This is a genomic window from Corynebacterium sp. H127 (genome assembly GCF_037482665.1).
Lineage (GTDB): Bacteria > Actinomycetota > Actinomycetes > Mycobacteriales > Mycobacteriaceae > Corynebacterium.
The window spans coordinates 175,188-199,096 of sequence record NZ_JBBHKY010000005.1 but is presented as its reverse complement, the minus strand read 5'-3'; the positions used below and the strand labels follow the sequence as shown (position 1 = coordinate 199,096).

The window sequence follows — 23,909 nt, the reverse complement described above, 5'->3', positions numbered from 1 at the left end:
AAAGTGATGACCGACAATCCGACGAGGAAAAACCCGCCACCACAAAAAGTTGAGTATTAAATGCTTACACAGACCCCTCCGGGCCTGCCGGCACCAACACACAACCAAAAAATCAAAAGATACAAAAGTATCAAAATAAGTACTTGGCACACTATTGAGTTCTCAAACAACACACGCACACTCGACTCCGGTTAACAGCAGGTTAACCCTCGTTGAGCGACTCGGTTGACTGTAGTTGATCTTGACATGGAAGTCAAAATCCAGTCCGTCTAGCTGCTGAGCAGGTAACTTTTTGGTTACACTGTCGCGCTGACCTGGATTAATATACGCACGTTGAAATTGTTTAACAAATCGCCAGGTCAACTGGGATTTTTAGTGATAACACGCAAGTGGACCATCCGGACCATCGATAACTGTCACCGGTGTTTCGAAGATGCTGGATAACAGGTCATCTTGCATGATGTCCGTCGGAGTACCGAATTCCACCACGTGGCCATCTTTCGTGCAGCAAATGTAATCGGCGTATTTTGCAGCGAAGTTGATGTCGTGCAGGACTACCACCACTGTCTTGCCAAACTGCTGCGCGGCGTTTCGCAGGTGGCGCATCATCTGTACTGAATGCGCCATGTCGAGGTTGTTCAGTGGTTCGTCGAGAAGCACGTACTGCGTTTCCTGCGCCAAGACCATCGCTACGTAGGCACGCTGACGCTGCCCACCGGAGAGCTGGTCGAGGTAGCGCGCTTCTAACTCAGTGAGTCCGAGAAAGTCGATATAGCGCGAAATGATTTGTTCATCCTCGCGCGTCAGGCGTCCATTAGAATGTGGAAAGCGGCCAAAACCAACCAGCTGCCGAACTGTGAGGCGCGTAATGAAGTGGTTTTCCTGCCGCAAGATGGAGACAATTTTGGCCAAATCCTTAGATTTTGTAGCGGCCACATCGTAAGAGCCAATCTCGATGGCACCGTCGTCAATGTCGAGCAGCCGCCCAATCATGGTGAGCAGCGTAGATTTGCCTGCGCCGTTTGGTCCCACCAGCGCCGTCACTCCCCCGGCGGGTATCTTAAGGGACACTGGACCAATGGTTACCGAGTCCGAATATTGTTTGCGGACATCTACCAGCTCAATCACAGTCGACCCTTTCGAAGCAAGACAAAGAGGAAAACGGAACCACCGACGAGCTCGATAATGATCGAGACCACGCCCTGGGCGTAGAAGATGTGGTTCATGATGAAATACGCGGACGTTAGTACAAGGAACCCGGCCGCGATGGACATCGGCAACACCGCACGGTGGTCATAGGTTTCTGCTAGCTGATAAGCCAAAGTGGCCACGAGAAACCCGAGGAAAGTCATCGGCCCGACCAATGCAGTAGATACCGAAATCAAGATCGACACCATGCACAGAAAATAGATGCTGGCGTGCCTATGGTGGATACCCAGATTCTGGGCCAGCGCAGGCCCCAGCGCCACCACGTTGAGTGTCTTCGCCCGCACACAAATAGCCACCGTAGCAATCGCTACCAGGCCGATGGCAAGTGGCAGATATTCGGTCTTCGCATTGTTCACCGAGCCGAACATACGCGCTGTTAGTACATCAAACTCACTCGGACTCAGTAAGCGACGCATGAACGCTGACAGGGATCCCAGGCCACCACCGATGATGATGCCCACGAGGAGCATCACTTGAATGTTGGCGAAGCGCCCAGTAAGCAGCCAACCGTAGAGTGCCATACTCAGCGCCATCATCAATAGGACCTGCAGAATGAACTGGCTAGTACCCGAGAATGCAACGAGGCCGGCAACTCCGAAGAAGAAGACAACGCCGGTTTGAATGACCATGTACAACGCTTCAAACCCCATGATCGACGGGGTAACGATGCGGTTATTCGTCACCGTCTGAAACGTCACAGTGGCAATAGCCTGTGCCACCGCCACAATGGCCATCACCACGATGGCGACGGCGCGACGCTCTGCGATCAGCCAAAACCCGGGTGAACCGACCGGCATCGGGTTCTTCCAGGCCAACAGTCCAAAGGCGAAGAGCGCGCACAGCACGATCATGCCGACGAGGATGGTCCAATAACGCTTGCGCAGTTTGGACGTCGCAAAGCTGCCGGAGGTGCGGTCCGTGGAGAACCCCAGGTAACTAGATTCCGACACCGGCTTTTCGACGGCGACGGCAATCGGCGGGGTACGACGAGTTTTGAAAAGTAGCGGAAGGTTAGCCATGACGCTGCTGCCTAATAATCAAAGTAATAAAGACGACGGCTCCGAGCACGCCGAGGACGAGGGAAACCGGGACTTCAAAAGGCGCGATGACGGTGCGCCCTACGAGGTCACAGACCGTTACGATGCCAATTCCGAGTACACACACCCACGGCAAGTTGGAGCGGAGGTCATCGCCGCGGAACATCGACACCACGTTCGGCACGATGAGTCCAACAAAGGGCAGATTGCCGACGACAACGGTGACCACTCCAGTTGCCACCGATACCAAAGCTGTACCGATCAAAATCATGCGGTCGTAGTCAAGACCCACATTCTTGGCGATATCCTCGCCAAGTCCCGCAACCGTGAGCCGATCCGCGAAGTAAAACACCAACGCAACGACGACCGCGACTATCCAGAGCACTTCATATTGTCCCCGCAGCACGGCAGTGAATGACCCCGCAAACCAGGTGCCCAAGCTCTGCAGCAGATCTAATTCCAGCGCAATGAAGGTGGAAACTGAACTGACTACCGCCCCCAGCATGATGCCCACGATGGGAACGATCAGGGAAGATCGCAAAGTGACCCGTCGCAGGAAGGCGAAGAACACCATAGTTCCAACGAACGCGAAGACGATAGCGCAGGTCATTCGACCCAGCAGGCTCGATTCGGGAAGAAATACCATAGAAAAGACGAGTCCAAGACCGGCCCATTCGGTGGTTCCGGTAGTGGTGGGCTCCACGAAACGATTCTGCGTGAGCAGCTGCATGACCAACCCGCTCATCGCCATTGCGGCGCCCGCCAGAATCAACGCCAGGGTACGTGGGATTCGGGTGATCGCAAAGATCTCACCACCGTTTTCTCCCCCAAAGATGTCATAGGCCCCCACCAATAAGGAAAGAAACAGCAATAGCAGCACGCCGAGGATGCCGAGCAGCAATGGCCACTCCAGCAGCCGCCCACGAGTGGTCATCTCTCTGGTTGCTGTCACAGGACTGTCCTTTCCTTAAAGTAGCGTCTTATCCCTTGAACGCCTTGGCGAGGGAGTTGAAGATCTCGATGTGGGTTTGAATGCCGTCATTGGTGTAGGTGTCGGCTGGCAAGAAGATGACCTTGCCGTTCTTCACCGCGTCCACGTTTTGCAGCACCTGATTCTCCTTCAGTACTGTTTCTGCTGGCTTGAAGTCGGGGCGCTGTGACTCTGACGTGCCGGCATCGCGGTCAAGTACGACGATCCAGTCTGGGTTTGACTGCGCAATTGCTTCTACAGAAACTTCATCTCCCTTGTGATTTCCGGAGCTGTTTTCGATCTCAAGAGCTGGAGTCCATCCGAATAGGTCAAACATCGGGCCAACAGTGCGCCCCTTGCTTGGTGCGATGTAGCCGAAGTTGCCACCGGAAACGTTCACCGCCATGACCTTGTCTCCTGGCTTGTAGGAATCCTTGACCGCCTTGACCGAGGCATCGAGGTCATCGTTCAGCTTCTTCGCTTCAGTTTCCTTGGCAAAGATCTTGCCCAACTCGGTAGTTTCGCGCTTCAGCTCTTCATCGATTGGTTTGTCAGGGCGGACGTTAAAGTTGAGGTACTTGGCGTCTGGGGCAAGCTTCTTCATCTCTTCTTCATGGTCGTTGAAGCGCTGACCTCCCAGGATGACGTCAGGCTGCGCAGCGACGAGGTTCTCCAGGTTCGGTTCGCGGTGAGAGCCGAGGTCGAGCGCCCTATCGTCGGTACGGTACGAAAGAGTCGTTGGAACGATTCCCTTTGACACTGCTTTGAGCTCTACGCCCCAATCCTGCAGCGTTTCAAAGGAGCGATTGACCACGGAAACTACTGACTTTGGTGGCGAAGGCACTTCCTGCGTGCCGTAGTTATCCGTAATGGCGACGGTCTTAGCAGACGCTTGGTCTTGGTCGGAGGAGGTGGCGGACCCACAGGCGGTCAGTGCCATTGCTGCAGCGGAAACGACGGCTGCTACACGAAAACGGGAAGACAACATTACTTCCTTCAACGAGATCACGGAGCGAAAGCTAGTCGCCCCTGGGAAACGGTAATTAGCTTAGCCTAAGCTGCAATTAGGTTAGCATTGCCTCGTCATGGGCAGGAAACCCGGTTGTGGACTTTTCCACAATGTTTCTATCTCCAGGGTACAAAAGGTGCCGCAAGGTGCGGTTTCTTGCCCAATTTCGCCCCAATTCCACCCGGCCACTTACAGTCACAGCCAATCAAAATCACCCCCAGGCTAGCCACTTGCAGCTTCCAGCGGGTTGCCACCAGATCGCTCCCACCAGCCCAGCTGAAAAGTGCACCTCCCGAAACGCTTCAGCCCCAAGGACATGCCTAAAACGAAGTAGAGGGCGCTTCGGATCTTGCCCGAAACACCCTCTACTTTGCGATCAGCTGCGCAAATACTACTTGCGGAAGAACTCCGCTGCAGACTCGAACAACTTCATGTCATACTCGCCCGGCACGTTCTTATACGTCGAGGCGGAGATGCGCTCAGCATGACCCATCTTGCCCAAAACTCGACCGTCCTCGGACATGATGCCCTCGAGCGCAAACAGCGCGCCGTTCGGGTTGACCGAGATGTCCATTAACGGTTCCCCGGCAGCATCGACATACTGCGTAATGGCAGCAGCCTTGAGACGCTTCCACTCGGACTCCCCGGCAGTGATGCGCCCCTCGCCGTGCGAAATTGGCACGTTGAAGACATCGCCCACATTGACCTTTGACAACCACGGAGAGTCGTTGTTGACCACGCGTACGCGAGAAATGCGCGACTGGTGGCGGCCGATGGTATTGAAGGTCAGGGTCGGAGTCTCGGCACCCGGTTCGGCGATAGCACCAAAAGGTACGAGCCCCAGCTTAATCAGGGCCTGGAAGCCGTTGCAGATGCCGAGGATGAGGCCACCACGGTCGTCGAGAAGCCCCTGCACGCCCGCAGTAAGCGCTGGGTTGCGCAGGAAGGAGGTCATGAACTTGGCAGAACCGTCCGGCTCATCACCACCAGAGAAACCGCCTGGTAGGAACAGCATCTGGGAGCGATCCAGCGCCGCAGCCATACGCTCAACAGACTCGGCAATATCCTCCGGGGTACGGTTGCGCACGACGAGGATCTCTGAGTCGATGCCCGCGCGACGTAGTGCCCGCGCGGAGTCGTATTCACAGTTGGTACCTGGGAATACGGGGATCAGAGCCGTTGGCTTAGCTCCCCCGAAGGTTGCGGTAGAGGCAGGCTTGTCGACGGCACTGGCGCCCGCTAGTTCGGTGGTACCAGTTTGCTCCACAGCGGTCGGATAAACCGGCTCGAGTGTCCCTAAGTAAGCAGCCACAGCGTCTTCGAAAGAGACGGTGGTACCGCGGAAAGTGAATCCACCGGTCGTGGTCTTACCGAGAACCTCGCCTGCAGTCGGCTCAACGCCGTCTGCCCATTCAAGGACGAAGGCGCCGTAGGCATAGTCGTAGAGTGGCGCATCCTCCGTGAAGGAGAAGCCGATAGCCTCGCCTAGCCCCATCTTGAGCACAGACTCGGCGGGACCGCCGAAGCCTGGTGTGTAAGCGGAAAGGACCTTGCCGGAGCGGAGGAGATCGTTAACCGTGCGGTAGTTAGCCAGGAGGGACTCGGGCGTCGGCAAGCCTGCCAAAGCTACGTCCGCTACTGAAGCAAGCTCAGGCGACAGCAGCGTTACGGTGTGGCCTGCATCCTTGAAGTGGTTCGGCACAACGTTGCGGGCGTCGTCATGGCTGACGGCAATGGAGATGACCGTCGGCGGAACGTGTAGTTCCTCGAAGGTACCGGACATGGAATCCTTGCCGCCGATTGCGGCCACACCTAGACCGAGCTGGGCCTTGATGGTGCCGAGCAGCGCGGCGGCGGGCTTACCCCAGGCTGCGGAAGAATCCATGCGCTCGAAGTATTCCTGGAAGGAAAGGTAGGTCTCGTCGATAGAAGCGCCCGTCGCGATCAGCTTGGACACGGACTCAACAACTGCGAGGTAAGCGCCGTGATATGGGCTGGCCTCGGTCAGATAAGGGTTGTAGCCCCAAGACATGACGGAGCAGTTAGTAGTCTCCCCCAACGCTGGCAAGGTGTTGGCCATCGCCTGGATCGGAGTTGCCTGACGGCTGCCACCGAAAGGCATGAGTACTGTACCCGCACCAACGGTGGAGTCGAATCGCTCAGAAAGCCCTTGCTTGGAGGCGATATTCAGATCAGATGCCATGTCAAGGAAGGACTCTGCGAAGTCATTCTTGGTAGCCCATTCGCGGCCAGCCGCACGCCAATCGGCAGCAGGCGCAATCTCAGCGCTTACATGCTTATCGGCACCGTTGGTGTTGAGGAAGTCACGGGAAAGGTCAACGATGGTGTTGCCACGCCAGTTCATGCGCATGCGGCCAGAATCGGTGACCTCAGCGACGATAACTGCGGTGAGGTTTTCCTCGTTGGCCAGCTCGATGAGCTTTTCTGCGTCCTTAGCCTCAACCACGATGGCCATGCGCTCCTGTGACTCGGACAGCGCCAGCTCAGTGCCATCGAGCCCCTCGTACTTCTTCGGCACAGCGTCGAGGTTGATCTCGAGGGAATCAGCGAGTTCGCCAACAGCAACCGCTACACCGCCAGCACCGAAGTCGTTGCATCGTTTGATCAGCTTGGTGAATTCCGGATTACGGTAAAGGCGCTGCAACTTGCGCTCTTCTGGGGCATTACCCTTTTGTACTTCTGCGCCTGCGGTGGCCAAAGATTCAACGGTGAGTGATTTTGATGATCCAGTCGCTCCACCGATGCCATCGCGCCCGGTGGCTCCGCCGACCAGCACAACAATGTCACCAGCGGCGGGTACCTCGCGACGCACGTTGGCTGCAGGTACACCGGCGACCACGGCGCCCATTTCCAGGTGCTTGGCTACATAACCTGGATGGTAGAGCTCGTCGACAAGCCCCGTTGCCAAGCCGATTTGATTGCCGTAAGAGGAGTTACCTGAAGCAGCCACCCGCGCGATAGTTTTCTGTGGCAGCTTGCCAGCGCGGGTAGAAGTTTCAAGCGGATCGCCAGAGCCAGAAATGCGCATCGCGCCGTAGACATAGCCGCGGCCAGAAAGCGGATCTCGAATCGCGCCACCGATACACGTTGCTGCGCCACCAAAAGGCTCGATCTCGGTCGGGTGGTTATGAGTCTCGTTCTTGAACAGCAACAGCCACGGCTCTTCTTTGCCGTCGACGGTGATGTTGACGTGGACGGTGCAGGCGTTGATTTCTTCGGAGACATCCAAAGCGTCGAGCTTACCCGTGGCACGCAGCACCTTTGCTGCGATCGTGCCCATGTCCATCAGAGTGACTGGCTTAGTGCGACCGATGGACTCACGTGCGGCCAAGTAGTCCTGGTAGGCGGCTTCAGCAGCCGGCTCGTTGAACGTGATGTTGTCCAATACCGTCTCGAACGTGGTGTGACGGCAGTGATCCGACCAGTAGGTGTCGATGACTTTGAGTTCAGTGATGGTCGGATCGCGATCCTCGGAAGCGAAATAGTTGCGGATGAGAGTCGCATCGTCAGCGTCCATTGCGAGGCCGTGGTCAGCAACGAAGGCAGGCAGGGCGTCGTCGGAAAGCGCGGTGAACCCGGTGAGCTTCTCGACGTCCGCAGGCTTGTCGACGGTCATCGAAAGCGTCTCCGGCAGCTCCAGATTCGCTTCTCGCGCTTCGACTGGATTGATGAGGTCAGTGCGCATTTTTTCGGGGATCGTCCCCTCCACCACGTAAAGCACCGCGGTACGGACCTGCGGGCGCTGCTTTTCAAAGAGGAACTGGATGCACTGCGCCGCGGAATCAGCACGCTGGTCAAACTGGCCTGGAAGTGGCTCAACTGCCAAGATCTGGCCGGTAACCCCGGCCTCCTCGAGCGTTGCATAGGCGTTGTCTACTTGAGGTTCGGAAAGTACGAGCTTGACGGCCTTTTCAAACTCCTCGTTCGTCGTACCTTCGACATCATAACGATTGAGCATGCGCACTTTGACGCCGTACTCCTTCGAGAGGGCCGCAGCATGCCCACCCTCGCGATTTTCCACGTACACACGCTGAACCATCGTGCCTCCAGTTTTTCCTTAGCTCCACTTGGACAGTAGTCTCCACCAGCGTATTGCTCGCCGGTGCCCGACACCAATTCTAGAGTGTAAGAGTTCCGTTCCAAGCAGCCACTCGCTTCAGAAATCCCGTCCTGCCGTTGCACACTAGGAGACCTGCGAATATTGACAGCCGCCCGGCAATCGACGCACTTGTGCCGGCCTAACAGGTACTCCCGAGGGCGCTTAAAATGAAAACCCCCTTCAACCGTTGCGGTCAAAGGGGGTCATCGTGGAGCTGCCGAGAATTGAACTCGGGTCCTACGTCACCTCGCCAGGGCTTCTCCGTGCGCAGTTCGCGCAACATCTCTACTCGGCTCTCCGGCTCGGTCGAACACGTCCGGATGATGAGCCCAGTTAGCAGTAAAAGTCCCCATCCGCCCTGCCAACGCAGCGGACGAGCAAGTCCCTTAATCGGTGCCGGCTACCAGGTCAGGGACAGCCCTGGGCCGACAGACACGCTAGTCGCTTAGGCAGCGAGAGCGTAGTCGCGCTGAGTATTCTCGGCGCTTATCATTTTGCTACGACGCTTACGGTGGTCTCTAGCCTGCACCGGCACGCTTCCCCTGGCTCAATATACGCAGTCGAAACCAAAATCAGCCCCGCGTGCGCCCTCACCGGCGGGTTATGCATTCTCCGGGAGGATGATTCACTATAGCGCTTTCATTGGCTGTATGTCTAGCCCCAAAACAAGCGACAGCAACGCTAAGAACTCAGAGGTTGCACCACCCGCACGTGGCTCGGCCGTCACACCACCAACTCGCCACGCTTGCGCGCATCCAAGGCAGTGCTCAACACGATGACAACCCAAACCAGGTAGCAACACAATCCGAGGGAAATGAAGCCAATACCTAGCTTTTGTGAAAGATCAATAGCTTGCTCTTTCGGAAGCGCATCGAACAGCCGGTGCGCTACGGCAGAGTCGGGGGCATCACCAAAATCAGGAAGAATCGACATCCCCACGGTGGCGGTGATGGCACCCGACCACCAAGAAGGACCGAGCCAACGACTTTCCCGCTGTTCCTCCGGTATGAGGGCGGAAAACAGCAATAGCACCACATAAAACACGGCTGTAACAAATGCGCCAGCTAGGAGAAACAGGATGAACATCCAGCCAACCACGCCCCCGGCAACTCGCCCCACAACCACGACGAAGGGAACGAGGAAGATGGCAAGGCCGTTGGCCCAGAGGAAATAAGAGCGGGTCATGCAGCCGACCTTAGCGCACGCTTGACACTGCAGGCGCTTAAAAGCGACTACACGTTGATCCCCTTGATACGGCGCCCGAGCTCGCGGGTTACCTCACGCTCTTCAGTGCGCCGTTTAATGGACTGACGCTTGTCATAGTCTTGCTTGCCTTGAGCGAGGCCGAGTTCGACCTTCAATTTGCCGTCTTTGAAATATAAGGAAAGCGGCACCAGGGTCTTATTTCCATCGCGCACCTTGCCCATGAGGGAATCAATTTCCCGCCGGTGCAGCAACAATTTTCGGTTTCTACGCGGCGAGTGATTGGTCCAGGACCCCATCGAGTACTCCGGAATGTACAGGGCCCGCAGCCATACTTCTCCGTTGTCGATGGTGGCGAAGGCGTCGACAAGCGATGCTTTGCCCTCGCGCAGCGACTTCACCTCGGTGCCAACGAGCTGAATACCAGCTTCAAAGGTCTCGAGGATCGCATAGTCGTGCCGGGCCTTGCGGTTCGTCGCGATGACCGGGTTAGTTTTCGCCTTCTTCTTTTTCGCCATAACGAATAAGAGCCTACCGTCAGCGGTAGGCTCTTGGACAATTTATTTGCGGACGTACATTCGCAGCGTAGCCCACGCGGTGATTGCCGCGAAGAGCAAACCGATCACTGCAACTACTGGAATCACAACCCAAATGTCAGAGGTAGTCACTGGGGCGATCAGCTGCGCCTCGTACAAGCCCCTCAGAGCGCGGTCGAGGACGAATTCCTTGCCCAACAATAGGCCAACAACAGAGGCGCAAGCGCCTAGGAAGGTGGCAAATACCGCCTCCAACACGAATGGAGCCTGGGTGAACCAGCGGGATGCACCCACCATGCGCATGATCTGAATCTCTTCCCGACGACTGTATGCCGCGATTTGCACCATGTTGGCAATCAAGAAGATGGCCGCGATAGCTTGAATGGCCGCCAGCAAGAAGGTGGCGTTACGGATTGCGTTGAGGTTCTCTGTGGCTCCACGCAGATCATCTACTTGGTCAAGGACTCCATCCACCTGTGGCAGCTCTCGTACCGCGTCGATTGCTTGATTCTCCAGTGGATCCTTGAGTCGCACATGTAGTGCTGCAGGCAGAGCATCCGCGGAGGTCTCCTGGACAAGTACTGGATCGGTCTCCTCAAAGAGCTTCACAAACCGCTCGTAGGACTGTTCCCTATTGCGGAAGGTGACTGATTCGACTTCATCGTCGGCTTCGAGCTTGTCTTTAATCTCTTTGCACTCTTTGCTGGAGCAGTCTTTGTCACCTGCGGAGGTTTTCTCGTCCAGCTGAACGATGACTTCCACGCGGTCCAGGTAGATTTCCTTTGTGCGCTCTGTCATGCCCGTAACCAAGAAGCCGGTGGCCAGCAGCGCAAGGGAGATCGCGGTGGTGATGACCAGCGCGATGGTCATCGTGAAGTTGCGGCCGAGGCCTTGCATGGCCTCGCGGAATACTAGTCCAAGTCGCATGTTCTTAACGTCCCTCTCCGTAGACACCGTGGGCTTCATCGCGAACTAATTTGCCCATGTGCAGTTCGATCACACGACGGCGCATGTTGTTCACTGCTTGTGCGTTGTGTGTAGACATAATCACAGTGGTTCCCAACTTGTTGATCCGGTTGAGTAACACCATGATGTCCTGGGAGGTATCAGGGTCGAGGTTGCCGGTCGGCTCATCAGCAAGCAACACTAGCGGGCGATTGACAAAGGCGCGGGCGATAGCAACGCGTTGTTGCTCGCCTCCCGACAACTCGCTTGGCATGCGGTTGGCTTTAGCATCCAGCCCCACCATTTCGAGGGTTTCCATCACAGATTTCTCGATGGTCCGTTTCGGACGCCCGATTACCTCGAGGGCAAACGCCACGTTGTCATAAACGTTCTTTTTCTGCAGCAAACGGAAATCTTGGAATACGTAACCGATGTGCTGGCGTAGCTTATTGATTTGTCCGCCGCGCAGCTTATTGACGTGGAAGTCCGAAACATAAACGTCGCCTGAGGTCGGGGCTTCCTCCTTCAGCATCAGCTGCAAAAAGGTCGACTTTCCTGACCCGGAAGGTCCGATCAGGAAGACGAATTCCCCCTTCTCAATTTCCAGCGAGACATTATCCAGCGCCGGCCGAGTCGAGGTCTTGTAGGACTTTGTCACACGGTCGAATTTAATCACGACAGTAACAGTAGTTGACTTTAATCCCGTTGGAAACTTCTGTGAGGGTTTTCGCAGCTTTTCGACGGCCATTCTTACGCTCCCCGGCGCGCAGGCACCCCAGTATGGCTGGCATTGCCGAATTTCTCATCCCGGAAGGTCGAAAACTGCTCTCAAATTTCCAGTGGAAGTGGGAAATTCGACGCAAACCCCAGCCCGGAGCTATTCCGTTTCAGATTGCTGTGCCATCCTCCAGCGGATTCCCGCCTCCAGGAAGCCGTCAATGTCACCATCAAGCACCTTCGATGGGTCATTGACCTCAAAGTTCATCCGCAGGTCCTTGACCATTTGGTACGGATGCAGCACGTAAGAACGCATCTGGTTACCCCAGGAAGCGTTGCCGCCTGCGCCAAGCGCATCCATTTCAGCCCGCTCCTCCTGGCGCTTACGCTCCAGCAGCTTGGCTTGCAGCACACGCATGGCGGAGGCCTTGTTCTGAATCTGAGATTTCTCGTTCTGGCAGGTAACTACAATGCCCGTCGGAATGTGGGTGAGTCGCACCGCGGAATCTGTGGTGTTAACTGACTGCCCGCCAGGGCCGGAGGAGCGGTAAACGTCCACACGCACTTCAGAATCCGGGATGTCAATAGAGTCGGTTTGCTCCACTACCGGGAGGACTTCTACCTCAGCAAAGGAGGTTTGGCGGCGCCCCTGGTTATCAAAGGGCGAGATTCGCACCAGTCGGTGTGCGCCCTGCTCAACGGACAGCGTGCCGTACATGTACTCGCCATGCACCACGAATGTCGCAGACTTGATGCCAGCTTCTTCCGCGTAAGAGATGTCATAGACATCTACCTTGTGATCGTTCTTCTCCGCCCACCGGACGTACATCCGCATGAGCATCTCCGCCCAGTCCGCCGCATCAACGCCACCAGCACCGGAACGAATACTGATCACGGCCTCACGGGAATCATATTCGCCCGAGAGCATTGTCTTTACTTCCAGGGAATCGATTTCAGCGCGGAGTGCGGCGATCTCGTCGTCGACAAGCTCAATGCTCTCCCCTTCGGCTTCCGTGAGCTCGTACATGACGGGAACATCTTCCAGACGCTGCCGCAAAGACTGCACCTTGCGCAGTGATGCCTGCACGGCCGAAAGCTCGGAAGTCACCTGCTGCGCATTGTCGGGGTCATCCCACAGTGAAGGATCAGATGCTTTCTGCTCGAGCTCGCGCACGCGATCGACCATCTCTGCCGGATCCATGACCTTTTCAATACTGGTGAGGGTGGAATCCAAGCTGGCAAGTTCTGTAGCAATCTCCGGGCGCATAGTCCACCACTTTACTGCAGGCGATCCGAACGTCGAGAACGGGCCAACCGCCGCTCAGAGAGGTTTAACATCAACACGGAAAGTATGAGCACCACCACTGCCGCCAGACAGCCCGCTGACATGATTACCGTCAACAGTGCTCCCATCCCCTCATCCCCGGGCCCCTCTTCCCAAATACCGTAAACACTAAGGAAGCTCATGGCCTCGGACCACCACAAAATCACCAGTTCGGAGTGGCGGGGCTTCAACAAGCAACCTCCAATAGCGAAAGCTGACAGCCCGAGGATCCACGGCATGTTGTATTCCCAGTTTCCCCATTGGCCAATTTCAGCGAAGGCAATCGCTAGTCCAGCCGCAACAGCTCCCAGCGCCAGGCTTGCCAGGACAAGGAGAATGTTCCGCCATGCACTGGGACGTGGCTCTTCCAAGGCCTGCAGAACTGCCACCAATCCGGCGATCACCAAGGACACCAAAAGCCCAAGTCCTAACATCCGGCACCTCCTGTCTTCTTTCCACCACAATTGCCAGGCAAACTCACTGCACGTTTGGCAGCACTTGCCTCGAGCACTGCAAGTGCTCCGAGCAGCAATACAACACCTGTTGCCCCACAGATGAACATCACGATCCCTACCCCGGATTGACCGGTCTCATCCCAATGGAATAACCATATCGATTCTGCGCAAATGAAACCGCAGAAAGTGAACCAAAAGGCCAGTGCAACACCGGAATAGCGGTGCTTAGCATTACGGGCAAGGAACACAAAGAACACCATGCTCAATAGCGGCGATAACAAAGATGACACGTTGCCGCGGAATCCGAATACATTCGGCAGCAATCCGATGAGGACGCTAATCACGCCCAGTATTAAACCGAGGAAGATCAAAATAAAAGAACCTAGCGGCTTCGGGCTCGGAGCGGCCTTGGCATCGAGCCATCGCAGCAGCACGATAGCGACGGACACCACGAGTGCCGATGGCCAACCGACGTAGCCCACGAACTGCAAAGCTGACCACGCTTGATCCAAATCCATAACATCACCTTTTCAAACGCCCAGTTTTCCCCATTGTGCACCAAGAACAGGCAGAATAGGAGCCATGACTGTTCCCCCTACGCCTTCCACACCTCAAAACCTCAACGACATGATCGATGCCCTGACCAAGACTTTCGTCATCGCGCACGATCAAGACACTGACGAACACCTCGCGCAAGCATTAGTCTTCAATGCCGGCCGCCTTGCTTGGCGGATGCGCGAAACTGGTGTGTCCTCCGAGCAAAAAACCAACTTCTCTGATGTCGTCACTGAGGCGGACAAGGCCGCGGAACGATTCGTAGCCGGTGCATTGGAGGCGTTGCGCCCCGAAGACGGCATTCTTGGCGAAGAAGGAGCCGCCCGCGAGACAAAGTCCGGCCGCACCTGGGTAATTGATCCCGTTGACGGCACGTTTAATTTCGTCTCGGGCTCTGACTACTGGTGCTCGGCACTCGCCCTGGTCACTGGCGATCCAGAAGACCCCGAGAAGCTGCATTTCGGTGCAGTTCACCGCCCTGCGATGGGATACACCTGGTTTGGAGGCCCGGAAATTCCGACAAGCAGGGACGGCAAAGACGTCGATAAGCTCGCCGACCGCCCGCTGCATCAAGCCGCTTTGGGCACCTATCTACACCCCAACTACCTGCAACAGGATGCGGTACGCGACGCATGGCTCAACGTTGCCCAGCGCGCTGCGAGCCTGCGCATGCTTGGCGCCGGCTCAGTAGATCTTGGCGGCGTTTCAGATGGCACCCTGCATCTTTGGATGCAGCACTCCGTGAAGTCTTGGGATTGGCTCCCCGGACGGGCTTTAGTCGAGGGCGCTGGTGGGAAAGCGCTGAAAGTCGAAGGCGGGGGCGTCACCTGGTGCCTAGCTGGAAATCCAGAATCCGTGAGCGAAGCACTCGCACTGTTCTAAGCTGGAAACATGTATGTAGAAGATCTCGCTCTTGCCATCGAGCTGGCTGACATCGCCGATCGCATCACCCTCGACCGCTTCGAGGCCTCCGATCTACGAGTCGATTCCAAGCCAGATCTCACCCCGGTGTCCGACGCCGATCTCGCAGTCGAAGAGGCACTGCGCGAGCGGCTGGCGGCAGACCGTCCCGCAGACAGCATTATCGGTGAGGAATTCGGCGGCGACGCAACCTTCGCAGGGCGACAGTGGGTTATCGATCCAATCGACGGCACTAAGAACTTCGTCCGTGGTGTTCCCGTCTACGCCACACTCATCGCGCTGCTTGTCGACGGCCGTCCAGTCGTCGGCGTCGTCTCCGCCCCCGCATTGTGCCGGCGGTGGTGGGCTTCAGAAGGTTCTGGCGCTTGGAAAACCTTCAACGGCGGCTCGCCGAAGAAGCTATCCGTATCTGGTGTGAATTCGCTGGCTGATGCCTCGGTCTCCTTCTCTTCCCTAGCGGGGTGGCGCGATCGAGAACTGCGCGAACAATTTGTTTCCTTAAGTGATGACACCTGGCGCCTCCGCGGATTCGGCGATTTCTTCTCCTATTGCCTCGTTGCAGAAGGTGCAGTGGACATTGCCGCCGAACCAGAGGTGAGCCTGTGGGATCTAGCTCCGCTGGCAGTACTCGTCACCGAGGCGGGTGGCCGCTTTACTTCACTCTCGGGAGCCGAAGGCCCACACGGTGGAGATGCTGTCGCAACAAACGGACGCCTACACGATGAAGTACTCCGGCGCCTTTCCTGATTAACGCGCGAAAATGGCCGCCAGCCCTGTCTACCAGGTTGGCGGCCATCAGCTACTGCGCTAAGCGAGCTGGAATCCAGCGCCTACCCCGCCTTGGGCATCCAGGTCTGCCAGGATGGCATCGATCGAAGACGAAACAGTTGGCATGTGCAGCGGCCCTTGCCATGGCGTTGAACAGGTGCCCGCAGGAACTACGGGGTTACCACCCGAGATAACTCCGATGAGGCGATCCCCCATAAACATTGGGGCTCCGGAGTCGCCCTGCATGGCGCACACCTGCGCGTTGTAGGCATCCCACGCGATACCGCAGGTGTATCCGGTAGCAACGCCCTTCTTGCACAGCTGCTGGCCGAGCGCCGCCTGGCCGCCGACGGCGTTGATGGTGACGCCAGAGTAGGAGCGAGTCAGCTCTGCTCTGTCGTTGAACTGGACGAGGGCATAGTCCAGCTCTGGAGAAACCTGCACGATGTTGCCGGCCGCGCCTACTTGTGGCGCATCGGCGGAGAATACTTCGTCCCCTGGATTTCCACAGTGTCCTGCGGTGATACCGACCTTATTTCCGTGTTGGTCATAGCCCGCAACAGCTAAGGTGCACATCTTGTTTGAGCCAACAAAAATGGGAGTGGACGGACCAAATAGTGCCTTACCTGTTGCTTGAACGTCGCGGGATTCACCTGGAATGTCCGGGGCGTTGAACCAGCTGCCTGGTACGCGGTGTAATACCGGGCCGAGGTGTTGAGCCATAATTTGAGCTTCGGGGTCGTTGCGCCAATGATAGTTAGGGCCATCGACAAGCCCCTCGAAGGTGGCTGGCGCAGGTTCTACGGCCGCCGCCGGTTGCGCTCCGAGCACTAACGTCAGCGCCGCCGCTGAACTACCTAGAAATGTGCGGACACGACGGGAGAAGTGCATAAGACTCACTGTGCTTTCAATCGACAACAGGTGCACGGTTCACAATACAGAAAATGTTAAAGAAGTGACACATGTGGTTTCGGGGCTTTTTCATTACCACGCCATAGTGGCATGCCACTGTCGACACCGCGGCTTCTCACCCCCGAACGTGCAAAGGCCGCCGAGGATCCCTGAAGTTCCTCGGCAGCCTACTTTAAACGCTTACTCGATCTCCACCAATGCTTGACCACCCTGCACGGGGTCGCCCGGGGAGACGTGAATTTGGGTCACAGTACCCGCGTTCGGAGCAGTAATCTCAGTTTCCATCTTCATGGCCTCGAGCACGAGCAGTACTTGGCCAGCTTCAATGGCCTCGCCTTCCTCGACAAGAACCTTGAAGACCGAACCAGCCAACGGAGCAACAACGGCATTGAGCGAGGTGCCCGACACCTTTGCATTTGATGGCTCAAGATTCTTTGCGGCGCTACCAAACACAATCGAGCCCAGCTGACGCTGTTCTTCCTCTACCTCGACATCGACACTGTAGGCGATACCGTTTACGGTCACTTTGAGTTTCATGATTTTCCTTTAAACACCTATCAGAAGTGCGGTTTACGAGTCTGGACAGCCTGACGGCCCTGCGCAGCCCACGTCCGGTGTCGGGAGAACTTGACTGCCTTAACCCGACCTCGGTTACCCAGGTAGGCAGACACCGCAGCACTGATGGCCATCAGGACATCTTCTGGGATCTCCACATCGGAACGCAGCTTGAGCTCTGCAAGTTCTGATTCCATGGAATCGAGGCGCGCAGTGAGTTTTTCTACAAGCTCCTGCAGCTCTTTGTTTGAAAGTTCGCTCATTGGATTCATCCCCTATGTTGGCCCAAGGCCGTGCTTCTTGGCGGGTCGGAAGACTCGCTTGTTTGCGAGCACTTCCAGCGCCATCGCGATCTCAGAACGAGTGTCAGCTGGGTCAATGATGTCATCCACGAGGCCGCGAGAGGCAGCCATAAACGGTGTGGAGAACGTATCTTTGTAGAGCTGTATCAGTTCTTCGCGCTTTGCATCTGAGTCCTCAGCAGCCTCAATTTCCTTGCGGAAGACTACATTGACGGCTCCATCGGCGCCCATCACTGCGATCTCAGCAGTCGGCCATGCGAAAACTCGATCGGCCCCAAGATCCTTCGAGCACATCGCCAAGTGCGCGCCACCATAGGACTTACGCATGACCACGGTGATCTTTGGAACGGTGGCAGAAGAGTATGCGTACAGCATCTTCGCGCCGTGGCGAATGATTCCGCCATGTTCTTGGGCCACACCTGGCATGAACCCAGGGACGTCGACAAACGTGACGAGCGGAATGTTGAAGGCGTTGCAGAAGCGAATGAACTTCGAGGCCTTGTCGGAGGAATCGATGTCCAATACACCCGACATGACGTTCGGCTGATTGGCGACGATACCCACGGTGCGTCCGACAACGCGACCGAAACCAACAACAATGTTCGGCGCGAAACCAGCTTGCGACTCAAGGAAATCACCACGGTCAACAATGCGTGTGATCACCTCGCGTACGTCATAGCCTTTCTTGCCTTCCACTGGGACGATGCCACGCAAGGTCTCATCTGGTTCAACGAGCAGGTCGGGATCGACCACTGGTGGCTCTTCAGTGTTGTTCTGTGGCAGGAAGCTGAGCAGCTTCTGCGCAATCAGAATTGCCTGCTCATCATTGTCAGCAATGAAGTCAATATTTCCGGCCTTAGCCATGTGGGCATCAGGGCCGCCCAGCTGCTCGGCGGTAACTACCTCACCGGTAACGGATTTGATAACGCCCGGGCCGGTGATGAACATGTTGGCGTTGCGGGTCTGAATGATGAAGTCCGTCAAAGCTGGCGAATAAGCAGCACCGCCTGCACAAGGGCCAGCAATAATAGACACCTGAGGCACAAGGCCGGAGAGTAGGACGTTCTGGTAAAACACCTTGCCGTAGCCAGAGAGAGAATCAATACCCTCCTGGACGCGCGCTCCGCCGGAATCATTGATGAATACGAACGGAGTACCCGTTGTCGCGGAGGCTTCCATCATGGCAGCGACTTTGTTGGACTGAGTTTCACCAGCCGAGCCGCCCATCACCGTGAAGTCCTGGGAGGCGACGTGGACAGGCCGTCCGAACACGGCGCCTACGCCAGTGACGACGCCATCAGCCGGGGCCTCGGCCTTGTCCATGCCGAATTCGGTGGTGCGGTGCTTGGCAAACATTCCGGTTTCCCGGAAGGTGTCCTCATCAATGAGCAAGTTGATGCGCTCGCGGGCAGTCAGCTTGCCCCGCTCATGTTGCTTTTCTAGTTTAGATTCGCCGCCACCGAGGGCGACAATTTTCCGGGCCTCTTCGAGTTTGTCGAGGCGCTCCTGCATGGAAGGTTCTTGAATAGTCATTTAGGTTTTTCCTTCTTACGCTGGCTCGACCTTGACGGTCTGGCTGCGGCCACCCACGGTGACCTTGTACTGGATCGGCTCACGGACGGCATTTGCTTCGCCCGAGGCCTGTGCCTTTTCCTTTTCGATCTGCTCAGCCGTCTTGCCAACATTCTTTGGCCCGTCTGGGCGCGACTTGAAGAATCCTGGCGCGACCCCTGGGAACAGCGCGTTAGTCAAGACATCCTCGTCGGTGCCATCAAAGCCCTCGAGCGCAGCCGCCTCAGCGGAAAGCTTGTCCCATTCCGGAGCCAGCAGATCTGCTGGCCGGACGGTGATTGCCTCCTTCTTGGTCTGCTCCTGAGCATGCTTGATGAGCTCAGGGTTGCGCTCGCCGATGCACTCGCCGTAGTAGCCGAGCATCAGGTCAGCGAACTCTGCAGTCATGACCTTGTAGCGACCCATGAGGACGTTAAACACGGCCTGAGTACCCACAATTTGCGAGGACGGAGTTACCAGCGGTGGGTAGCCAGCATCCTTGCGGACGATCGGAACCTCGCGCATCACTTCGTCGATACGATCGCCTGCTCCCTGAGCACGCAGCTGAGACTCCATGTTGGAGAGCATTCCGCCCGGGATCTGAGAGAGGAAGATGTTCGTATCCACCAAAGTCTTAGACTCGAACTCCTTGTACTTAGGGCGAATGCCCTTGAAGTGGTCACGAATCTTGATCAGGCGATCCATGTCTAGGCCCGTGTCATACTCGGTGCCCTCGAGCATTTCTACGAAGGATTCGGTCGGATTGTGGCCAGGCCCCAGGGACATCGATGAAATTGCAGTATCGACGACGTCAGCCCCCGCCTCAATGGCTTTCATCAGGGTCACCAGCGTGACACCAGTGGTGGAGTGGCAGTGGACGTTGATCTGAGTATCTTCGCCATAAGTGTCCTTGATGCCCTTGACGATGTCGTAGGCAGGCTGTGGCTTGAGTAGCGCGGCCATATCTTTCAGGGCGATGGACTGCGCGCCCATGTCCAATAGGCGACCAGCCTGCTCGATGTATCCCTCCACAGTGTGTAAAGGAGAAACCGTGTAGCAAATGGTTCCCTGTGCGTGCTTGCCTACCTTTGTCACTGCGTTCATGGCACGTTCAAGATTGCGCGGGTCATTGAGGGCGTCGAAGACGCGGAAGACATCCATGCCGTTTTCGGCGGACTTCTCCACGAATTTATCTACGACCATGTCCTCGTAGTGGCGGTAGCCGAGCAGGTTCTGGCCACGCAGGAGCATCTGCAGGCGTGAATTGGGCATCAACTTCCGGAAGGTACGCAAGCGCTCCCACGGGTCTTCGTTCAAGAAGCGGATGCAGGAGTCGAAGGTCGCTCCGCCCCAGCACTCGACAGACCAAAAGCCTGCCTGATCAACTTCTTCGCAGATTCCAACCATGTCTTCCATGGCCATTCGAGTAGCCATGAGGCTCTGGTGGGCATCGCGTAGGGCAACTTCGGTGACACCAATTGTTTTTGGACTCATGAGTTCTAGGGTAGGCCAACTCAAAGTGGTGCGCAGAGGTCCGACCACTCCTGCACAGGTCAGAAGGGCTTTGTTGAGAGTTGTTACCAAGGTGAGCTGCCACTTTGTGACTTACCCTCATGGCGGGAGTCACAGTGACATTTACCATAATTGACTGGAATTGTGTGAAATTCCCCAATTGGATGTAGCTTTATGCCCGATCCTGTGGTTTTACGAGTTTGAGCAGCACCGGCCCACGCACTCCAGCAGCACCACTGCAGCCCGTGGATTGACCACAAGAACCACACCCCGAAGCAGAACAGGAAGAGAGGGTTTCTCGCACTAATCCCCCACTACGCTCTAGGTTCTCCATGACCAGCTCCACAGTTCCGGCGCCGAGTCCGCTTCGCCGAGAGATTTCCTCTCGGGAAGCACAACCGGCCAGAATCGCGTTTCGCACCAACTCAGTCGGGGTCACAAGAACACCTTGAGAATTTGGAATGCCAACACCGCCAGCGCCCACGAGCCGAACAACTGCACTGCAAAACCGAACAACGTCCACTTGGTACCAATTTCTCTACGCTGCGCAGCGATGGTGGCCACACACGGCGTATACGCCAACATAAAGATCATGAAAGCCCACACAGCAGCCAGGGGATGTCCACCGGAAGACTGTTCAAAGTCGGCTCGGATCTGCTGCGACAGCTCGCTCTCTGCTTGCTCCGCTGGAGCAGCATCGGTGACATCTTCAACCGAGTAGACCTGCGACCAAGTGGAAATGACAGCTTCTTTGGCAACGAACCCAGTGATCAGCGGACCCGTAAGGCTCCACGAGCCGAAGCCAGCAGGCTGGAACACTGGAGCGACTACTTCGGAAACGACTCCATATGCGGAATCCTGCGGTGGTACGTCCTCGCCCAGTGTGTGTCCACCCCGCACGGGGATAGCCATCATGAGCCAAACGATGATCACAGTGGTGACGATAATGCCGCCAGCAGTCTGCAAGAAGCCCTTGAGCCGGAGCCAAGTCACCGAGCTGGCCATACGAACAGTAGGAAGCTGATACGTGGGCAGATCAATGACAAGCGGCTCGCTTGGCATCGCCCGCCACAGCGTAGCCCGCAGCGCCAAGCCGGTGAGAACGATCAACCCGATGGAGAGCAAATACATACTGAAGACCGCGGTGCCAGCGTGCTCTGGGAAAAAGACCGTAGCCAGCATGAGGAACACGATCAACCGCGCTGAACAGGAGGTAAACGGAATGAGGAGTGCAGTCAGGATGCGATGCCGCGGGCTGCCCAATACACGTGTTGCGGAAATCGCCGGCACGTTACAACCAAAACCAACGACGATCGGGATGAACGCCTTACCTGGCAAACCGATTGAGCGCATGACCCGATCGGTGACAACCGCCGCACGAGCCATGTATCCGGAATCCTCCAGCACTGCCAAGCACAAGAACATGAGCGCGAGCAACGGGGCGAAGGTGAGGACCATACCGACGCCGCCAATAAGGCCGTCGATAAGCAGGCCTACCAGCAACGGATTATCCCAGCCCATTGCCGTTAGTGCATTTTCAACCATCCCGCCAAACCAGCCGGTGATCAAAGTCTCCAGGCCGCTCTGCAACGGCGCTGCGACCACGGTTGTGATCTTAAAGACCACCCACATCACACCCAAGAAGAGAATTGGGCCGAAGAATGGGTGCAGTGCAAATTGGTCGATACGCTGCGTCAAGGTGTCCCGGGGGTCCCCCTCCACCACGGCTGCCTTCACCGCGGCGTCGAGATCAGCAAAACGCTTATCGACGTCAGCAACCTTTCGGATCCGCAACTTCGGCCGTCCCAGCTGCGCTAACACCACGCTTTCCAGTTCTTTCAAACCCGTGAACTTGCGACCGTTGACGGCCACGGCAGGAATGCCTGTGGCTTCACCCAATTTGTCCACATCAACTTGGATGCCCTGAGCTTCAGCGACATCCAACTTGGTAACAGCAAGAACGACGCGATAAGGGTGCTCGGAGATCTGCATCGCAAGGTTGAGTCCACGCGCTGGTGCGGTGGCATCAACTAACACCACTGCCAAGTCGGGCTGTTCCGATTCAGGCCGCTCAATGAGCATCTCGCGGGTTAGTTCCTCGTCGGGGCTCAGCGGATCAAGTGAATAGGTGCCAGGAAAATCGATGAGATCGAGCGGCTGGCTATTTTCCGCTTTCCATACGCCACGACTCACCTCGACAGTGGTGCCAGGCCAGTTGCCGGTCTTGACCTTTGCGCCCGTCAAGGCATTGAAGACAGTGGACTTTCCCGAGTTGGGAGCACCTACTAGCGCGACGATCGGCGACCCCTTTGGGGCGACAACAGTGGCAGCGGCCGAATGGCAACTCGGTGCACTTGCAATGGCGTTCACAGCTGAACGTCCAGTTGACGAAGGGTCTCTCGATCAAAAGCGTAGCGAGCGGTGCCCACCGTCACGATACGTCCGCCACCAGATACTCGTTGGCCAAGCTTTACCCTCCCGCCTGGACGTATGCCCAATTCACGCAAACGCATTGCGAGGGGCGGGTTGTCAGCTGTCGCTCGTTCAAGACAACAATCCGGCAGGCTTGCCAAGCAACCAATAGGTGCTTGGTCTGCGGAAATACAATCTTTACGAACACAGGTGGTGTCAGCAGAACGCTTGAACATATTTTTGCCTTTGCAACTGAAACTGCAGGCAGGCCCCTTAGGTCCGCCTACCCAAATCTTGGTAAGCCTTACCTTAACATCTTTGGGACGAGTTGTTCAATTGGCTATAGACACTTACAAGCTATCCTTATTTGTAGCTCTGACGTGCAATAGGCGTTCAAAAATAGGCCTCGAGAAGCCCCCTAAAGCTACTGGGATCAGCCAGCTCAGGATTGAGCTTCCGTCCACCGTTTCAGGTCCACCAAGTATTGCAGTGTCGCCTCTGCCTCCCACCTCTCCGGAGTTGAATCCGTGGCCAGATCGTCGATATGGTGCTGTTGCAAAGTTGAGCATCTCCTTGTGGCCGCAGCCGGAGGAAGTGGTTTCTTCAAAACCAATCGAAAAGCTTGCACGCTCACCCAAAACCCAAAACGACACTTAAGCGACAAAATCGACTCGCTAAAGCGACATCTAAAGCGACATTTCGAGATTCGAGTGAGAAAAACAAAACTCCCTACCAACATTTCTGCTGGTAGGGAGTTTATCTAGTAGCGGGGGCAGGATTCGAACCTACGACCTCTGGGTTATGAGCCCAGCGAGCTACCGAGCTGCTCCACCCCGCGACGGGCGTAAATCATTTCTGATTTCACCTCACCGTAACTTGATGTTTAACATCATGTC

Annotated in this window: 22 protein-coding genes, 1 tRNA gene and 1 other RNA gene; 2 read left to right on the top strand and 22 right to left on the bottom strand. The window is 56.4% G+C overall.

Annotated features, from left to right (window positions below; translation table 11 throughout):
* Nucleotides 1–372: 372 nt before the first annotated feature.
* From WG936_RS07365 to WG936_RS07305, 13 genes are all read right to left on the bottom strand, one after another.
* Nucleotides 373–1,128 (bottom strand): iron ABC transporter ATP-binding protein, encoded by a 756-nt coding sequence (locus tag WG936_RS07365; RefSeq protein ID WP_339572508.1) that lies wholly within the window; start codon nucleotides 1,126–1,128, stop codon nucleotides 373–375.
* Complete coding sequence (locus tag WG936_RS07360) at nucleotides 1,125–2,228, bottom strand: iron chelate uptake ABC transporter family permease subunit (protein WP_339572507.1); 1,104 nt, start codon at nucleotides 2,226–2,228, stop codon at nucleotides 1,125–1,127. Before WG936_RS07360 ends, WG936_RS07365 begins: the two co-directional genes overlap by 4 nt.
* Nucleotides 2,221–3,180: an ABC transporter permease gene (locus WG936_RS07355; RefSeq protein ID WP_339565525.1), complete on the bottom strand. Its 960-nt coding sequence runs from the start codon at nucleotides 3,178–3,180 to the stop codon at nucleotides 2,221–2,223. Before WG936_RS07355 ends, WG936_RS07360 begins: the two co-directional genes overlap by 8 nt.
* A 46-nt stretch (nucleotides 3,181–3,226) precedes the next feature.
* Nucleotides 3,227–4,204: a siderophore ABC transporter substrate-binding protein gene (locus WG936_RS07350; RefSeq protein WP_339565524.1), complete on the bottom strand. Its 978-nt coding sequence runs from the start codon at nucleotides 4,202–4,204 to the stop codon at nucleotides 3,227–3,229.
* 412 nt (nucleotides 4,205–4,616) lie between these two features.
* Nucleotides 4,617–8,285 (bottom strand): phosphoribosylformylglycinamidine synthase, encoded by a 3,669-nt coding sequence (locus tag WG936_RS07345; protein ID WP_339572506.1) that lies wholly within the window; start codon nucleotides 8,283–8,285, stop codon nucleotides 4,617–4,619.
* 266 nt (nucleotides 8,286–8,551) lie between these two features.
* Nucleotides 8,552–8,925, bottom strand: a transfer-messenger RNA (tmRNA) gene (gene ssrA / locus WG936_RS07340).
* 143 nt (nucleotides 8,926–9,068) lie between these two features.
* Entirely contained in the window at nucleotides 9,069–9,530 is a 462-nt protein-coding gene (locus WG936_RS07335; RefSeq protein WP_339565519.1) for a hypothetical protein, read from the bottom strand.
* 47 nt (nucleotides 9,531–9,577) lie between these two features.
* The gene (smpB, locus tag WG936_RS07330; RefSeq protein WP_339565518.1) at nucleotides 9,578–10,066 is read right to left on the bottom strand and encodes an SsrA-binding protein SmpB; all 489 of its coding nucleotides are present in this window, start codon (nucleotides 10,064–10,066) and stop codon (nucleotides 9,578–9,580) included.
* Nucleotides 10,067–10,108: 42 nt separating this feature from the next.
* On the bottom strand, nucleotides 10,109–11,011 hold the full coding sequence (ftsX, locus tag WG936_RS07325; RefSeq protein WP_339565517.1) for a permease-like cell division protein FtsX: 903 nt from the start codon (nucleotides 11,009–11,011) through the stop codon (nucleotides 10,109–10,111).
* A gap of 4 nt (nucleotides 11,012–11,015) precedes the next feature.
* Complete coding sequence (gene ftsE / locus WG936_RS07320; protein ID WP_339565516.1) at nucleotides 11,016–11,705, bottom strand: cell division ATP-binding protein FtsE; 690 nt, start codon at nucleotides 11,703–11,705, stop codon at nucleotides 11,016–11,018.
* A gap of 201 nt (nucleotides 11,706–11,906) precedes the next feature.
* Nucleotides 11,907–13,013: a peptide chain release factor 2 gene (gene prfB / locus WG936_RS07315; protein ID WP_339565515.1), complete on the bottom strand. Its 1,107-nt coding sequence runs from the start codon at nucleotides 13,011–13,013 to the stop codon at nucleotides 11,907–11,909.
* Between the two features lie 11 nt (nucleotides 13,014–13,024).
* A complete protein-coding gene (locus tag WG936_RS07310; RefSeq protein WP_339565514.1) occupies nucleotides 13,025–13,504 on the bottom strand; it encodes a hypothetical protein in 480 nt (159 codons plus the stop codon).
* The gene (locus WG936_RS07305) at nucleotides 13,498–14,043 is read right to left on the bottom strand and encodes a hypothetical protein (RefSeq protein WP_339572505.1); all 546 of its coding nucleotides are present in this window, start codon (nucleotides 14,041–14,043) and stop codon (nucleotides 13,498–13,500) included. The genes WG936_RS07310 and WG936_RS07305 overlap by 7 nt, the downstream gene beginning before the upstream one ends.
* Nucleotides 14,044–14,107: 64 nt before the next feature.
* Here WG936_RS07305 and WG936_RS07300 point away from each other — a divergent pair, with 64 nt between their 5' ends.
* Both WG936_RS07300 and hisN read left to right on the top strand, forming a co-directional pair.
* The gene (locus WG936_RS07300; RefSeq protein ID WP_339572504.1) at nucleotides 14,108–14,962 is read left to right on the top strand and encodes an inositol monophosphatase family protein; all 855 of its coding nucleotides are present in this window, start codon (nucleotides 14,108–14,110) and stop codon (nucleotides 14,960–14,962) included.
* 9 nt (nucleotides 14,963–14,971) lie between these two features.
* The gene (gene hisN / locus WG936_RS07295; protein ID WP_339565511.1) at nucleotides 14,972–15,748 is read left to right on the top strand and encodes a histidinol-phosphatase; all 777 of its coding nucleotides are present in this window, start codon (nucleotides 14,972–14,974) and stop codon (nucleotides 15,746–15,748) included.
* A 60-nt stretch (nucleotides 15,749–15,808) separates the two neighbouring features.
* Here hisN and WG936_RS07290 read toward each other — a convergent pair whose 3' ends face one another.
* The 9 genes from WG936_RS07290 to WG936_RS07250 all read right to left on the bottom strand — a co-directional run bounded on the left by WG936_RS07290 (nucleotide 15,809) and on the right by WG936_RS07250 (nucleotide 23,851).
* Nucleotides 15,809–16,660 carry a S1 family peptidase gene (locus tag WG936_RS07290; protein ID WP_339565510.1) on the bottom strand — a complete coding sequence of 284 codons (852 nt, stop codon included), beginning with the start codon at nucleotides 16,658–16,660 and terminating at the stop codon, nucleotides 15,809–15,811.
* Between the two features lie 201 nt (nucleotides 16,661–16,861).
* Nucleotides 16,862–17,218: a biotin/lipoyl-containing protein gene (locus WG936_RS07285; protein WP_339565509.1), complete on the bottom strand. Its 357-nt coding sequence runs from the start codon at nucleotides 17,216–17,218 to the stop codon at nucleotides 16,862–16,864.
* Between the two features lie 20 nt (nucleotides 17,219–17,238).
* On the bottom strand, nucleotides 17,239–17,499 hold the full coding sequence (locus WG936_RS07280) for a hypothetical protein (RefSeq protein ID WP_339565508.1): 261 nt from the start codon (nucleotides 17,497–17,499) through the stop codon (nucleotides 17,239–17,241).
* A gap of 12 nt (nucleotides 17,500–17,511) precedes the next feature.
* Nucleotides 17,512–19,071: an acyl-CoA carboxylase subunit beta gene (locus tag WG936_RS07275; protein WP_339572503.1), complete on the bottom strand. Its 1,560-nt coding sequence runs from the start codon at nucleotides 19,069–19,071 to the stop codon at nucleotides 17,512–17,514.
* Nucleotides 19,072–19,086: 15 nt separating this feature from the next.
* The gene (locus WG936_RS07270; RefSeq protein ID WP_339572502.1) at nucleotides 19,087–20,583 is read right to left on the bottom strand and encodes a methylmalonyl-CoA carboxytransferase subunit 5S; all 1,497 of its coding nucleotides are present in this window, start codon (nucleotides 20,581–20,583) and stop codon (nucleotides 19,087–19,089) included.
* 190 nt (nucleotides 20,584–20,773) lie between these two features.
* A complete protein-coding gene (locus WG936_RS07265; protein WP_339565505.1) occupies nucleotides 20,774–21,040 on the bottom strand; it encodes a FeoC-like transcriptional regulator in 267 nt (88 codons plus the stop codon).
* Nucleotides 21,037–22,971: a ferrous iron transport protein B gene (gene feoB / locus WG936_RS07260; RefSeq protein WP_339572501.1), complete on the bottom strand. Its 1,935-nt coding sequence runs from the start codon at nucleotides 22,969–22,971 to the stop codon at nucleotides 21,037–21,039. Before feoB ends, WG936_RS07265 begins: the two co-directional genes overlap by 4 nt.
* Nucleotides 22,968–23,114, bottom strand: a complete 147-nt coding sequence (locus tag WG936_RS07255) for a FeoA domain-containing protein (protein WP_339565523.1) — start codon at nucleotides 23,112–23,114, stop codon at nucleotides 22,968–22,970. Before WG936_RS07255 ends, feoB begins: the two co-directional genes overlap by 4 nt.
* Before the next feature lie 663 nt (nucleotides 23,115–23,777).
* A tRNA-Met gene (locus WG936_RS07250) sits at nucleotides 23,778–23,851 on the bottom strand.
* Nucleotides 23,852–23,909 lie beyond the last annotated feature (58 nt).

Coding starts and splice junctions, on each gene's coding strand:
- WG936_RS07310 (WP_339565514.1), bottom strand. CDS start 13,504: ATGTTAGGACTTGGGCTTTTGGTGTCCTTGGTGATCGCCGGATTGGTG.
- WG936_RS07270 (WP_339572502.1), bottom strand. CDS start 20,583: ATGAGTCCAAAAACAATTGGTGTCACCGAAGTTGCCCTACGCGATGCC.
- prfB (WP_339565515.1), bottom strand. CDS start 13,013: ATGCGCCCGGAGATTGCTACAGAACTTGCCAGCTTGGATTCCACCCTC.
- WG936_RS07255 (WP_339565523.1), bottom strand. CDS start 23,114: ATGCGTTTGCGTGAATTGGGCATACGTCCAGGCGGGAGGGTAAAGCTT.
- ftsX (WP_339565517.1), bottom strand. CDS start 11,011: ATGCGACTTGGACTAGTATTCCGCGAGGCCATGCAAGGCCTCGGCCGC.
- hisN (WP_339565511.1), top strand. CDS start 14,972: ATGTATGTAGAAGATCTCGCTCTTGCCATCGAGCTGGCTGACATCGCC.
- WG936_RS07345 (WP_339572506.1), bottom strand. CDS start 8,285: ATGGTTCAGCGTGTGTACGTGGAAAATCGCGAGGGTGGGCATGCTGCG.
- WG936_RS07360 (WP_339572507.1), bottom strand. CDS start 2,228: ATGGCTAACCTTCCGCTACTTTTCAAAACTCGTCGTACCCCGCCGATT.
- WG936_RS07285 (WP_339565509.1), bottom strand. CDS start 17,218: ATGAAACTCAAAGTGACCGTAAACGGTATCGCCTACAGTGTCGATGTC.
- WG936_RS07290 (WP_339565510.1), bottom strand. CDS start 16,660: ATGCACTTCTCCCGTCGTGTCCGCACATTTCTAGGTAGTTCAGCGGCG.
- WG936_RS07280 (WP_339565508.1), bottom strand. CDS start 17,499: ATGAGCGAACTTTCAAACAAAGAGCTGCAGGAGCTTGTAGAAAAACTC.
- WG936_RS07350 (WP_339565524.1), bottom strand. CDS start 4,204: ATGTTGTCTTCCCGTTTTCGTGTAGCAGCCGTCGTTTCCGCTGCAGCA.
- WG936_RS07335 (WP_339565519.1), bottom strand. CDS start 9,530: ATGACCCGCTCTTATTTCCTCTGGGCCAACGGCCTTGCCATCTTCCTC.
- WG936_RS07305 (WP_339572505.1), bottom strand. CDS start 14,043: ATGGATTTGGATCAAGCGTGGTCAGCTTTGCAGTTCGTGGGCTACGTC.
- WG936_RS07300 (WP_339572504.1), top strand. CDS start 14,108: ATGACTGTTCCCCCTACGCCTTCCACACCTCAAAACCTCAACGACATG.
- smpB (WP_339565518.1), bottom strand. CDS start 10,066: ATGGCGAAAAAGAAGAAGGCGAAAACTAACCCGGTCATCGCGACGAAC.
- WG936_RS07275 (WP_339572503.1), bottom strand. CDS start 19,071: ATGACTATTCAAGAACCTTCCATGCAGGAGCGCCTCGACAAACTCGAA.
- WG936_RS07355 (WP_339565525.1), bottom strand. CDS start 3,180: ATGACCACTCGTGGGCGGCTGCTGGAGTGGCCATTGCTGCTCGGCATC.